Source organism: Comamonas sp. A7-5, assembly GCF_039581385.1.
Classification (GTDB): domain Bacteria; phylum Pseudomonadota; class Gammaproteobacteria; order Burkholderiales; family Burkholderiaceae_C; genus Comamonas; species Comamonas thiooxydans.
The window spans coordinates 107,027-119,850 of sequence record NZ_JBCPWO010000002.1 but is presented as its reverse complement, the minus strand read 5'-3'; the positions used below and the strand labels follow the sequence as shown (position 1 = coordinate 119,850).

Genomic DNA, 12,824 nt, shown 5'->3' with positions numbered 1-12,824 from the left:
CCTATCGGATATGCGCGATCACGGCGCCCAAGGTCTGCGCAGAGCCTGCCTGTGCGGCCAATGTGACACGACCGCTCTTGTGGGCCGAGACCTGCATTTCCATTTTCATGGCTTCCATCACGGCGATCACATCGCCTTCCTTGACCTCGTCGCCATCGGCGACCTTCCAGGCATGCAGATTGCCGGCAATCGGCGAGATGACCGCCTCAGGGTCCACGCTTTGCTGCGCGGCTGCCTGAGACACGCCAGTCGCCGGCGCGGACAGACCTTGCAGCAGCATGGCGGGCAGGCCCAGCTGCACGCGGCGGCCGTCGATCTCGATGGCCGTGCGCAGCAGGCTGGTATCAGCCACAGGTTCGGCGCGAGCAGCCGCTGCCAGCGGCTCGGCAAACTCGGTCTCGATCCAGCGGGTGTGGACATTGAAGCCCGCAGTCCCCACAAAGTCGGCCTGATTCAGCACGGCCTTGTGGAAGGGCAGCACCGAAGCCACGCCCTCGATGCGGAACTCGGCCAGCGCACGTCGAGCACGGGCCAGGGCCTGCTCACGCGTGGCGCCGGTGACGATGAGCTTGGCCATCATGGAGTCGAACGTGCCGGGGATCACCGAGCCGGTTTCGACGCCCGAATCGAGTCGCACGCCCGGCCCCGAAGGAGGGGCAAAGCGCGTGATCAGACCCGGTGTGGGCAGAAAGCCGCGCCCCACATCTTCGGCATTGATGCGGAACTCGATGGAATGGGCCCGTGGTGCCGGAGTCTGCGTGAAAGACAGCGGCAAGCCGTCGGCCACACGCAGCTGTTCCTGCACCAGATCGATGCCCGTGGTTTCCTCGGTCACGGTGTGCTCGACCTGCAAGCGGGTATTGACCTCGAGGAAGGAAATGGCGCCATTGCCGCTGAGCAGAAATTCCACGGTTCCGGCGCTGATATAGCCTGCCTGCGCACAGATGGCCTTGGCTGCGCTGTGAATGCGTTCACGCTGCGCCTCGGTGATGAAGGGTGCGGGCGCTTCTTCCACCAGCTTCTGGTTGCGGCGCTGCAGCGAACAGTCGCGCGTGCCCAGCACCACCACATTGCCATGCGTGTCGGCAATCACCTGCGCTTCGATATGGCGCGGCTTGTCGAGGAACTGTTCCACAAAGCATTCACCACGGCCGAAAGCCGTCACGGCCTCGCGCACGGCAGAGGCATACAGCTCGGCCACTTCGTCCATGCGCCAAGCGATCTTCATGCCACGGCCACCGCCACCAAAAGCAGCCTTGATGATGATGGGCAGGCCATGCTGCTGGGCAAAGGCCAGCACTTCGTCGGCATCCTTGACGGGATCCGGCGTGCCAGCCACCAGCGGCGCTCCGACCTGCAGCGCAATCTTGCGCGCCTCGACCTTGTCGCCCAGCTTGGCAATGGTGTCGGGGCGCGGGCCGATCCAGATCAGACCCGCATCCAGCACGGCCTGTGCAAAGGCTTCGCTCTCGGACAGAAAGCCATAGCCGGGATGGACGGCGTCGGCGCCCGAACGCCTGGCGATCGCAATCAGCTTGGCGATGTTCAGATAGGTGTCGGCGGGCTTGTCGCCATCGAGGCCATAGGCTTCATCGGCGCGGCGCACATGCAGGGCATCGATATCGGCATCGGCATAGACGGCGACGGACTTCACTCCGTAATCCGCGCAGGCTCGCGCGATGCGCACGGCGATCTCTCCACGGTTGGCAATCAGAACTTTTTTCATCAACTCACTCCTCATTGCGCGCTTGCAGGCACCAGCTCTGCAAAGGCGCGGATGGGGTTAAAACGAATCCAGGCACCTACGGGAATCTGCCCCGCAAGATCCAGATGATGGGGTGCCACGCAACCGATGACGGGATAGCCGCCGGTCAAGGGGTGATCGGCCAGAAACAGCACGGGCTGGCCACTGGCGGGAACCTGGATGGCCCCCAGCGGCGTGCCTTCGCTGGGCAGCTCGCTGGTCACGGCGCGCGTCAGCGCCTGTTCGCCGGCAAGGCGCAAGCCCACGCGGTTGGACTGGGGCGTGACCTGCCAGCGCTGGGCAGCCAGCAAGGCCACGGCTTCGGGCGTGAACCAGTCGGTGCGCGGGCCCAGCTCCACATCCAGCACCACCTCGCCGTCTGGGGCAGGCAGGTCCTGCGCAGGCAGGGCCAGCTCGGCCACCACGGCATGGCGAGGCGGCTGCACCGCCAGCAACTGGCCGCTGTGCAGAGCGGGCGGGCCGACATGGGCCAGGGTGTCCGTCGAAGCGCTGCCCAGCACGGGAGCCACCTCATAGCCGCCGCGCACCGCCACATAGCAGCGGGCACCGGCGACGGGTTGGGCAAGGCTCAGCGTGTCGCCATCGGCCAGCGCAATCGCGGCCTGGCGCGGCGCAGGCCAGCGGCGCCCGTCGGCCGTGGTGATGCTGATGGGCGCATCCGCGCCCGTCACTGCAACGACGTTCTCGCCCACGCTTTGCAGCGACAGGCCGCCACCTACTGTCTCCAGCACCGGCAGCTGGCTGGCATTGCCGACAAGCCGGTTGGCCATCTTGAACGCGGCCTGATCCATGGCACCGGAGGCAGAAACGCCCTGCCCGGCCTGGCCGTGGCGCCCCATGTCCTGGAACATCGTGAGCAGACCCGTGGCGCGCACACGCAAGGCGCAGCCATTGAAACTCGTAGCTGCTTGCGCCTGTTCGCTCTTGATCTCAGATACTTTTCCATCTGAAATCGAACCAGATAAATCGCCAGCAGCTACTTTTTGAGTAGCAGCATCGACAAACTGCACGCGGTAGCCGGGCTGCAGCAAAGCCGGCAGATCGCGCGCCAGATCCCACATGGCAGCATCGGTGACGCCAATGATCTGCCAACCGCCCGGGCTGGCCTGTGGATAGACTGCGCTGAAGCTGCCGGCCAGCGCCACTGCACCGGCCGGAACCTTGGTTCGCGGCGTGGCACGGCGTGGCACGTTGAAGACGGGGTCACCGCCGCTCAGATAGGCAAAGCCCGGCGCGAAGCCGGTAAAGGCCACCGACCATTCGCTGCCGGTGTGGCGGCGCACCACTTCCTCGGCCGTGATGCCCAGTATCTGCGCGACTTCGGCCAGATCTTCGCCGTCATAGCGCACGGGAATCTGCACCAGCACATCCGAGCGCTGCACGCTGCCGCTGAGATCGCAGTCAGCAATGCGCCTCACCAGTTGCGCCGCGCCGATGATATGGGGCGCAAACTGCACAAGAATGGTACGCGCGGCAGGCACCAGCTCCTGCACGCCTTCTATGGGCTGGGCCTGCAAGGCACCCAGCAGCACCAGCGTCTGCTGCAGGTCGGCGAGCTCCACCAGAATGGCCTGGCGGTTGACGGGCAAAAAGCGCATGGAACTCATGGTGCTGTTTCCACAAAGGAAGCGATCTGCACACCCTCCTGCTCGAAACGCTGGCGGATGTTGCGCGCAATGGCCACGGCACCGGGACTGTCGCCGTGCACACAGATGGAGTCTGCCTCCACGCGCACCAGGCTGCCGTCCACGGCCTCAATCACGCCCTCGCGCACCAGGGTCAGCATGCGCTGGGCGATCAGGTTTTCGTCGTGCAGCACGGCACCTGGTTCGCGGCGCGAGACCAGGGCGCCGTCGGGCGTATAGCCGCGATCGGCAAAGGCCTCGGCCACCACGCAGAGGCCCGCATCGCGGGCCCATTCAATCAGGGGCGCACCTGCCAGAGCCATCAGCACCAGCTTGGGATTGATGGCCTTGATGGCATTGATCACATCCATGGCCTGGCGCTTGTCCTGGGCAATGGTGTTGTAGAGCGCGCCGTGCGGCTTGACATACTGGACGCTGGTGCCGGCCGCCTGCGCCAGACCTTGCAGGGCGCCGATCTGGTAGATCACGTCGGCCACCAGATCGCCGCTGGCCACATCCATGTTGCGACGCCCGAAACCCGACAGGTCGCGGTAGGCCACATGTGCGCCGACGACCACGCCGCGCGCCTTGGCGGCCCTGAGCGTGGTCAGCATCCCGGCCGGGTCGCCGGCATGAAAGCCGCAAGCCACATTGGCGCTGCTGACGATGTCCAGCATGGCTGCATCGTCGCCCATGCGCCAGGCGCCGAAGCTCTCGCCCAGATCGCTGTTCAAATCCATTTTCATCATTCGTCTCCCGGTCAGCCTCAATGCAGCTGACCTGCGTGTTCCTGCAAATCCTGCTGCACCGTCATGGCCGTATGAATGGCTGTGCGTATGCCCTGAATCTGCGTTTCCAGCGCCATGCTGGCCATGCCGGGCTGGCGTGCCGCCTGCTGCGGCAGCGCGGGTATGTGAATAAAGCCGCCGCGCACGCCGGGGCCCGCACGGCGAGACAGCCTGTGCATCAGGGCATAGAACACATGGTTGCAGACAAAAGTACCCGCCGTGTTCGATACCGAAGCCGGAATGCCCGCATCGCGCAGATGGCGCACTATGGCCTTGATGGGCAGGGTCGAGAAGTAGGCCGCGGGCGCATCGCGCACCACGGACTGATCGACGGGCTGATGGCCCGCGTTGTCGGGAATGCGGGCATCGTCGATATTGATGGCCACGCGCTCAGGCGTGATTTCGCTGCGCCCGCCAGCCAGCCCCAGGCTGATGATGAGCGAGGGCTGCAGCCGGGCCAGCGCCTCGTCGAGCACCACCATGGCCGCGCCGAACACGCAAGGCAGTTGCACGGCATGCACCACACCGTCCGCAATCAGCTCGCCGTCCAGCGCGCGCGCCACTTCCCACGAGGGGTTGACGCTGTCTTTGTCGAAGGGCTCGAAGCCGGTCAGCAGGATTCGGTGGGCAGCCTCAGTCATGGCAACTCTCTCTTAACGGAACATCAGGAAGTTGAGCAGGAACACATTCACGATCAGCAAGGTGATCGCCGTGGGAACCTGCGCACGGATGACGGCATTTTTGTCAATTTCCAGCAGTGCTGCGGGCACCAGGTTGAAGTTGGCCGCCATGGGCGTCAGCAAGGTGCCGCAGTAGCCCGACAGCATGCCGACTGCCGCCATCACGGCCGGGTCACCATGGTAGACGCCAACCAGCACGGGCACGCCCACACCGCCCGTCATCACCGGAAAGGCCGCAAAGCCATTGCCCATGATGACCGTGAACAGCGCCATGCCGATCACATACACTGCCACGGCCACAAAGCGCACATCCATGTTGATGTAGGTGGTGGTCACATAGGCCACGGCCTTGCCCACGCCGGCATCCGAGAACACCAGGCCCAGCATGCCCAGCATCTGGGGCAGCACCAGGGCCCAGCCCAGCGCGTCGATCAGGCGGTGCGACTCGCGCAGGCCCTGCATGGGAGTCTCGCGTGTCATCTTGCAGGCCAGCACCAGCGCAATCACGCAGCCGATGCCCAGGCTGACCAGCGTGCTGTTCTTGGGGTCGATCAGGGGAGTGCCGCCAAAGACCAGATGCTTGGCCGACAGCGTACCCACCATGGTGATCAGCGGGATGGCCAGCGCCGGCACGAACAGCTTGTTGCCCAGGCGCTTGGCACTTTCCAGGTATTGCGCATCGGTGCGTGGCTGATGCTTGCCGCCCATCACGCCGCCGAAACCGGCAATCAGGGCCATGACGACCGCGACCGCTCCCACCCATACGGGCGGCAGCAGATCACCGACGAGGAACACCAGCGCATACAGCGCCCAGAACAGGCCCGCCGAGAAACGGCGCGGGTTGCTGCCGTCGCGCAGCGTCATCACGGCCGTCACCGCCAGCACCAGGCCGACGAGGTAGTACAGGTATTGAATGGTGATGGTCATGCCGACTCTCCCTGGGCAACTTTCTTTTCCACAGCAATTTCACGCGCCAGCTGCTTGTCCAGGCGATGCAGGCGGAAGGCATGGATGGCAAAGGCCGAGATGGCCGTAGGAATGCCCCACAGCGCGACATGAATCGGCTCGACCTCGATACCCGCCTCCTTCAGGAAGGTGGTCATCAGCACGATCGCACCGAAGGCCACGAAGATGTCTTCACCAAAGAACAGGCCCACGTTGTCCGTGGCAGCAGACATGGCGCGCAGCTTCTCGCGCACCTTGCCCGACAGCTTGCCGTAGCGGTTTTCCGTCGCGCCTTCGGCCATGGGAGCCAGCAGCGGACGCACCATCTGGGGATGCCCGCCGAGGCTGGTCAGGCCGATGGCTGCCGTGAGCTGACGCGCGGCCAGGTAGACGATCAGCAGGCGCCCGGCTGTGGCCGACTTGATGGAGCTGATCCAGTTCTGTGCGTGCTGACGCAGGCCATGGCGCTCCAGCAGGCCGATCACGGCCAGCGGCAGCAAGATGATGAGCGGCAGGTTGCGGGTCTTGATGAAGCCGGTCCCGATGGCGGCCAGAACCTTGTCCAGCGGAAAGCCCGCCGCAAAGGCTGTGCCGATGGCGGTCACGATGACCACCAGCATGGGATTAAAGCGCAGCGCGAAGCCGGCAATGATGATGAGCACGCCGATCAGCGGCCACAGGTTTACGTCTACAGGCATGGAAGCCTCCGGAAATCACGCCCTGATCCGCTGCGCGGCGGGCTCTACCAAAGACGGGAACGCTATCGGCAACCCCGCCCAGCTCTTTTGAAGAAGGCTGATCAGCTCTGTTTCAGATCTGCTTCATTCCTCAAATTGTTGAACAATCTATTTAGATTGATTCCACAAATGAAATTGTTTGCAGAACAAATAGACTTTGTAATAGAGCAAACCCTAGGTCGCACCACTCTTTTGAACTTCTCTGAGTCAACAGAACGATGGCTACACTCTGGCGACAGCCAAAAGGGAACGCCATGAAAGTCGCAGCAGAGGTCCAGAACCTGACCGAACGCATCGCCGAGGAAATACGCAGCCAGCTGGTCAAGGGCGTGCTGAGCCCGGGCCAGCGACTGTCCGAAGCGGCACTCAGCGAAGCGCTGGATATTTCGCGCAACACCTTGCGCGAGGTGTTCCGCATGCTGACCAAGGAAGGTCTGCTGGTACACGAGCCCAACAAGGGCGTATCGGTGGCCGTGCCCAGCATGGCGTCCATCATCGACATCTATCGCGTGCGGCGCATGATCGAGTGCCAGGCCCTTGCACAGGCTTACCCCATGCACCCTGCACTGACGCGGATGCGCGAGGCCGTGGAAAGCGGCCAGCGGCACAGCGAGGCGGAGGACTGGTCCGAGGTGGGCACAGCCAATATGGCGTTTCACAAAGCCATCGTGGCCCTGGCCGACAGCGAACGCCTCAACGAGATGTTCTCGCATCTGCTGGCGGAGCTGCGTCTGGCCTTCGGCCTGCTGCGCGACCCGCATTTTCTGCATGCACCCTATGTGGGCATGAACCTGAAGATTCTGCAGATCTTCGAAGCCGGCAGGCCTGCGGAGGCGGCACAGGAGCTCAGTGCCTACCTGGTGCATTCGGAACGCATCATTCTGGCCGCCTATGCCCGGCGTCTGGCAGAGGCGGGGATCAAGGCCCCTTGAGGGATCTTGTTCAACAAAATGCTATTTTCAATAGGAACAAAGCAACAAAATACCCTACGTTTCTTTGAAACTCGTTGAAATCCCTCATAGATGTTTGTTGAGACAAATGCTACTTTTGGCACAACTCTTGCCTGAGTTCATTCGTCCGCATCTCTTATCCGAGGAGTTCTCATGAAGCGTCGCATTTTCTGCGCCACCGCAACCTTGCTCGCCGGCATCGGCATTGCCGGTCATGCCATGGCACAAACCAAGTGGGATTTCGCCACCGCATACGGGCCTGGAAACTTTCACTCCAAGAACAACGAACTGTTCGTGAAGGATGTGGATGCTGCCACGGGCGGCAAGCTCAAGATCACGCCACACTTTGGTGCATCGCTGTTCAAGATGCCCGAAATCAAGCGTGCCGTGCAAACCGGCAACGCACAGATGGGCGAATTCTTTCTGGTGAGCTTTCAGAATGAGTCACAGATCTTCGGCGCCGACGGGCTCCCGTTCCTGGTGAGCAACTATGACGAGGCCTACAAGCTCTATCAGGCTCAGAAACCCGCGCTGCAAAAGCTGCTGGACAAGCAGGGACAGGTGCTGCTGTATTCCGTGGCCTGGCCTCCCCAGGGGATCTACACCAAAAAGCCCGTCAATTCCGCGGCCGATCTCAAGGGCATGAAGTGGCGCGTGTACTCCCCCACTACCGCCCGCATTGGCGAACTGATCGGCGCCCAGCCCGTGACCGTGCAGGAGGCCGAGCTGTCCCAGGCTCTGGCGACCGGCGTGGTGGATGGCCTGATCACCTCCAGCGCAACCGGTGCCGACAACAAGCTGTTTGAAAGCCTGAAGTACTACTACAACGTGCAGGCCTGGATTCCCAAGAATGCCGTGACCGTGAGCAAGAAGGCCTTTGGCGCGCTGGACAAGAGCACGCAGGAGGCCGTGCTCAAGGCCGCCGCCGCTGCCGAGCAGCGCGGCTGGAAAGAGTCCAGGGAAGTGGATGCACGCTCGATTGCCGCCCTCAAGCAAGGCGGCATGCAGGTCGAGCAGCCCTCCGCCCAGCTCAAGGCAGACCTGAGCAAGATCGGCGCGACCGTGATCAAGGAATGGACGGACAAGGCCGGTGCTGACGGCCAGGCCATTCTCGACGGCTACAAGGCTGGCAAGTAAGGCGCAGATTGCATCGGTTCGCCCGCTCCTGGCATTTGGGGGCGGGCGGCCGATGACCTCATCCCCTCAGGAAGACAAGCATGCGCAAGTTACTCAACGGCCTCTATGACGGCAGTGCCTGGCTTGCCGGCATCGCCATGATCGGCGTGCTGGCGATGGTGCTGCTGACCATCACCAGCCGACTCTTTGGCTTCAGCGCCCCGGGCACCGATGCCTACGCAGGCTACGCCATGGCGGGCGCCGGCTTCATGGCCCTGGCCAGCACCTTGAAGAAAGGTGAACATATCCGCGTCACCCTGCTGCTGGGTGCGCTCAAGGGCCAAGCCTACATGGCCCTGGAACTGACCGCCCTGGGCATCGCCACCATTCTTTCGGCCTTTCTGGCTTTCTATTCCACGCGCCTGGTCTGGCAGTCCTGGGAGATCGAAGACATCTCCGTGGGCATAGACGCCACACCGCTGTGGATTCCCCAGATCTTCATGGCTCTGGGCACGATTGTTTTCTTCATCGCGTTCTGCGACGAACTGGTGCTGGAGCTGCTGGGCAAACGCAAGGCGGTAGAGAAGGAGGGAGTCCCTCATGAATGAAATCACCGCAAGCATTGCACTGATCGTGGTGCTGCTGGTCCTGCTTGGCGGCGGTGTCTGGGTCGGACTGACGCTGGCGGGCGTTGCCTGGTTCGGCATGGAATTCTTCACCGCGCGCGCTGCGGGCGATGCCATGGCCATGACCATCTGGGGCTCTGCCAGCAGCTGGACCTTGACGGCTTTGCCACTGTTTGTCTGGATGGGCGAGATTCTCTACCGCACCAATCTGTCCGAGAGCATGTTTCGCGGTCTGGCGCCCTGGGTCAATGCACTGCCGGGCCGCCTGCTGCACACCAATGTCATAGGCTGCACGATCTTTGCGGCAGTGTCCGGCTCCTCGGCCGCCACCTGCGCAACCGTGGGCAAGATGAATGTGCCCGAGCTGCGCAAACGCGGCTATCCCGAGAACATGGTGATCGGCTCGCTGGGCGGCCCCGCCACACTGGGCCTCCTGATCCCGCCCTCCATCATCTTGATCGTCTACGGCGTATCTGCCGAGCTGTCGATCTCCAAGCTCTTCATGGCAGGCGTGCTGCCAGGCATCATGCTGGCACTGATGTTCAGCGGCTGGATCATGGTCTGGGCCCTGATGAACCCGGACAAGGTGCCCAAGGCCGACAGCACCATGAGCTTCAAGCAGAAAGTCTACGAGTCGCGCCACCTGATCCCCGTCGTGCTGCTGATCTCGGGCGTGATTGCCAGCATCTACAGCGGCATTGCCACGGCGACCGAAGCGGCCGGCATAGGCGTGATGGGAGCGCTGATTCTGTCGGCTCTGCAAGGAGCCCTGACCTGGAAGAACTTCAAGGAATCGCTGTTCGGAGCAACCCGCCTGTACTGCATGATTGCGCTGATCCTCGCCGGTGCAGCCTTCATGACCTTGTCCATGGGCTATATCGGACTGCCACGCCAGCTGGCCGAATACGTGGGCAGCCTGAACCTGTCGCCCGCCATGCTGATTGTGGTGCTGGGGCTGTTCTACATTCTCATCGGCTGCTTTCTGGACGGCATCTCCACCATTGTGCTGACCTCCAGCGTGGTTCTGCCCATCATCCAGGCCGCAGGAATCGACCCCCTGTGGTTCGGCATCTTCCTCGTGATCACGGTGGAAACCGCTCAGATCACGCCACCGGTGGGATTCAACCTGTTCGTGCTGCAGGGCATGACGGGTAAGCAGATTACCTATCTGGCCCGCGTCTGCGCACCGTACTTCCTGCTGATGGTGCTGGCACTGGTCATACTGTGGTTCTTCCCTCAGATCGTGACCATGCTGCCCAATAATATGTAAGCAAAATCGCTCTGCACAAACGCCCCGAAAGGGGCGTTTGTCATGGGCGAGCCAGGATGGCTGCATGCATGCCAGGACATGCGGGATTCAGCGCCGGGATGTGGATGTCGAATCCCTCTGACAGGGTGTTACGAAAAATGCGCACTACGCTGTTAGATTAGTCGGGTTAGCCATCCAGACACATCGCAATGAAAGAAAAAATCAACTTCATTGAGAGGGAGCGCCTCTACCGACATGAACTCAAACGCCGCCGCGTGAAGTTTCTGCCCATGCAGGTACTGCGCCGGGTCTTCAAAGCGGCAGGAGTCTAGCCAGCGCTGAAGCCAGCCATCCACCTGCCATGCCAGAGACGAAAAAGCGCTCCCATGGAGCGCTTTTTCGTGGCACGAAGCAACTGGCTTATTCCACCGTGACCGACTTGGCCAGGTTGCGCGGCTTGTCCACATCGGTGCCGCGTGCCACCGCCGTGTGATAGGCCAGCAGCTGCAGTGGCACCACGTGCAGGATGGGGCTCAGGGCACCATAGTTCTCGGGCATGCGAATTACATGCATGCCTTCGCTGCTTTCGATATTGGTCTTGGCATCGGCCAGCACATAAAGGACGCCGCCGCGGGCACGCACTTCCTGCATATTGCTCTTGAGCTTTTCCAGCAGTTCGTCGTTGGGTGCCACGGTGACCACAGGCATCTGGCTGTCCACCAGTGCCAGCGGGCCATGCTTGAGCTCTCCGGCGGGATAGGCCTCTGCGTGGATGTAGCTGATTTCCTTGAGCTTGAGTGCACCTTCCAGTGCGATGGGATAGTGAATGCCGCGACCCAGGAACAGTGCGTTTTCCTTTTTTGCGAAGTCTTCAGCCCAGCTGATGATTTGCGGCTCCAGCGCCAGCACGGATTGCAGGGCCACGGGAAGGTGGCGCATGGCCGTCAGATATTGCTGCTCCTTCTCTTCCGTGAGACGCCCCTTGGACTGTGCCAGCGCCAGCGTCAGCAGGAACAGACCCGCAAGCTGCGTCGTGAAGGCCTTGGTCGAAGCCACGCCGATTTCCACGCCGGCGCGCGTGATATAGGCCAGCTCGCACTCGCGCACCATGGCGCTGGTGGCCACATTGCAGATGGTCAGGCTGTGCTTCATGCCCAGGCTCTGGGCATGGCGCAGGGCCGCCAATGTATCGGCCGTCTCGCCCGACTGGCTGATGGTCACGATCAGTGTCTTGGGATCGGGCACACTGGTGCGATAGCGGTACTCGCTGGCCACCTCCACATTGCAGGGGATGCCGGCAATCGCCTCTATCCAGTACTTGGCCGTGCAGCCGCTGTAATAGCTGGTGCCGCAGGCCAGAATCAGGACCCGGTCGATCTCCTTGAATACTCGCCAGGCCGCCGCGCCGGTCTTGCCTTCCGAAGTGACCCCGTCAAACAGCTCGGGGGCAATGTTCTTCAGGCCTTCCAGCGTATCGCCCAAAGCGCGCGGCTGCTCGAAGATTTCCTTTTGCATGTAATGGCGATAAGGGCCCAGTTCGGCTGCGCCGCTGTGCGCCATCACGGTTTTGACCGGGCGCTGCTGCTCTGTCAGGCGCTCACCGCTCTTGCTGATGACCCAGTAGCGTCCCGGCTGCAGATCGATCAGATCGCCCTCTTCCAGGTACACGATCTGGTCGGTCACACCCGCCAGCGCCATTGCATCGCTGGCCAGGAAATGTTCCGCGCCGTCCTTGCCCACACCCAGAATCAGCGGCGAGCCGGCACGAGCGCCCACCACACGGCGAGGTTCATCCCGGTGCATCACGCCAATCGCGTAGGCGCCATGCAGGCGAGCCGTTGCGGCTTGCACGGCCTCGAAAAGATCGCCGTTGTAGAGACTGTCCACCAGGTGAGCAATGACCTCGGTGTCGGTCTGGCTGGCAAATACATAGCCCTTGGCCTGCAGCTCGGCACGCAGGGCTTCGTAGTTCTCGATGATGCCGTTGTGCACCAGGGCCACGCGGGCCGGCGCATCGGCATCGGCCACGGGCGAGATGCCGGGACCATGGCTGAAGTGGGGATGGGCATTGCGTACGGCAGGCTCGCCGTGGGTGGCCCAGCGGGTATGGGCAATGCCGGTGAAACCTTCCACATGCTCGGTCTTGACCTGCTCCATCAGCTCGGCCACGCGGGCTGTAGAGCGCGCACGCTGCAATCCCAGGCTCAAGCCGCTGGCATCCGCTGCCTGTACAGCCACACCACAGGAGTCATAGCCGCGATACTCCAGTCGCTGCAGACCCTGGACCAGAACCGGAACGATATTGCGATGAGACACCGCAGCAACAATGCCACACATAGAGGT

11 protein-coding genes are annotated in these 12,824 nt (G+C 62.5%); 4 read left to right on the top strand and 7 right to left on the bottom strand.

The window, feature by feature from the left end; translation table 11 throughout:
* Position 1: 1 nt before the first annotated feature.
* From AAIL67_RS03505 to AAIL67_RS03480, 6 genes are read right to left on the bottom strand one after another with little or no spacing between them, the layout of a single operon-like run.
* Entirely contained in the window at positions 2 to 1,726 is a 1,725-nt protein-coding gene (locus AAIL67_RS03505) for a biotin carboxylase N-terminal domain-containing protein (RefSeq protein ID WP_343483412.1), read from the bottom strand.
* Between the two features lie 11 nt (positions 1,727 to 1,737).
* Positions 1,738 to 3,363 (bottom strand): urea amidolyase family protein, encoded by a 1,626-nt coding sequence (locus AAIL67_RS03500; protein WP_063662120.1) that lies wholly within the window; start codon positions 3,361 to 3,363, stop codon positions 1,738 to 1,740.
* 5 nt (positions 3,364 to 3,368) lie between these two features.
* The gene (locus AAIL67_RS03495) at positions 3,369 to 4,136 is read right to left on the bottom strand and encodes a 5-oxoprolinase subunit PxpA (protein ID WP_063662123.1); all 768 of its coding nucleotides are present in this window, start codon (positions 4,134 to 4,136) and stop codon (positions 3,369 to 3,371) included.
* A 20-nt stretch (positions 4,137 to 4,156) separates the two neighbouring features.
* A complete protein-coding gene (gene pcp, locus AAIL67_RS03490; RefSeq protein ID WP_063661955.1) occupies positions 4,157 to 4,819 on the bottom strand; it encodes a pyroglutamyl-peptidase I in 663 nt (220 codons plus the stop codon).
* 12 nt (positions 4,820 to 4,831) lie between these two features.
* On the bottom strand, positions 4,832 to 5,785 hold the full coding sequence (locus tag AAIL67_RS03485) for a DUF979 domain-containing protein (RefSeq protein WP_063661956.1): 954 nt from the start codon (positions 5,783 to 5,785) through the stop codon (positions 4,832 to 4,834).
* Positions 5,782 to 6,501 carry a DUF969 domain-containing protein gene (locus AAIL67_RS03480; protein ID WP_343483411.1) on the bottom strand — a complete coding sequence of 240 codons (720 nt, stop codon included), beginning with the start codon at positions 6,499 to 6,501 and terminating at the stop codon, positions 5,782 to 5,784. The genes AAIL67_RS03485 and AAIL67_RS03480 overlap by 4 nt, the downstream gene beginning before the upstream one ends.
* Before the next feature lie 293 nt (positions 6,502 to 6,794).
* On the opposite strand from AAIL67_RS03480, the gene AAIL67_RS03475 reads away from it, so the two are divergent.
* The 4 genes from AAIL67_RS03475 (at position 6,795) to AAIL67_RS03460 (ending at position 10,502) form a co-directional block, all read left to right on the top strand.
* The gene (locus tag AAIL67_RS03475) at positions 6,795 to 7,472 is read left to right on the top strand and encodes a GntR family transcriptional regulator (protein WP_003074324.1); all 678 of its coding nucleotides are present in this window, start codon (positions 6,795 to 6,797) and stop codon (positions 7,470 to 7,472) included.
* 171 nt (positions 7,473 to 7,643) lie between these two features.
* Positions 7,644 to 8,627, top strand: a complete 984-nt coding sequence (locus AAIL67_RS03470) for a TRAP transporter substrate-binding protein (RefSeq protein ID WP_063661957.1) — start codon at positions 7,644 to 7,646, stop codon at positions 8,625 to 8,627.
* A gap of 80 nt (positions 8,628 to 8,707) precedes the next feature.
* Positions 8,708 to 9,214 carry a TRAP transporter small permease subunit gene (locus AAIL67_RS03465; protein ID WP_343483410.1) on the top strand — a complete coding sequence of 169 codons (507 nt, stop codon included), beginning with the start codon at positions 8,708 to 8,710 and terminating at the stop codon, positions 9,212 to 9,214.
* Positions 9,207 to 10,502, top strand: a complete 1,296-nt coding sequence (locus AAIL67_RS03460; RefSeq protein WP_343483409.1) for a TRAP transporter large permease subunit — start codon at positions 9,207 to 9,209, stop codon at positions 10,500 to 10,502. The genes AAIL67_RS03465 and AAIL67_RS03460 overlap by 8 nt, the downstream gene beginning before the upstream one ends.
* A gap of 399 nt (positions 10,503 to 10,901) precedes the next feature.
* Here AAIL67_RS03460 and glmS read toward each other — a convergent pair whose 3' ends face one another.
* A complete protein-coding gene (gene glmS, locus AAIL67_RS03455; RefSeq protein WP_034357228.1) occupies positions 10,902 to 12,818 on the bottom strand; it encodes a glutamine--fructose-6-phosphate transaminase (isomerizing) in 1,917 nt (638 codons plus the stop codon).
* Positions 12,819 to 12,824: the final 6 nt, after the last annotated feature.